Source organism: Natrinema limicola JCM 13563 (assembly GCF_000337475.1).
Lineage (GTDB): Archaea > Halobacteriota > Halobacteria > Halobacteriales > Natrialbaceae > Natrinema > Natrinema limicola.
In genome coordinates this window covers 1-276 of the sequence record NZ_AOIT01000094.1, presented here as the reverse complement: position 1 = coordinate 276, position 276 = coordinate 1, and the positions used below count along the sequence as shown (strand labels likewise).

The following is a 276-nucleotide window of genomic DNA, read 5'->3' as shown; positions in this document are numbered from 1 at the left end:
ATTTTCCGCGATTCGGCGTTCGACGAGAGGATCGTGTACTCGTACTCGGACACGGGCGCACCGCACATTCCGGCCTTACTCGGATCACTGGCAACGCGGTCCAGTTTGTCGTCGAACCCATCAAGGACAGCAGCGGAGCCGACGACCTTTTCGATACCCCACACCGCCTCACTGGTCGCATTGATTTCCATCGACCGGGCGTACAAGTCCGGATTTTCGATAAAGAGATCCATCACCTCGTTAGCCCCCTTCTCGTACTCGACTGTGAAGACAACC

1 pseudogene is annotated in these 276 nt (G+C 56.5%); it reads right to left on the bottom strand.

The window, feature by feature from the left end:
* A pseudogene (locus tag C476_RS17630) lies at positions 1-276 on the bottom strand (helix-turn-helix domain-containing protein); the annotation flags it as partial.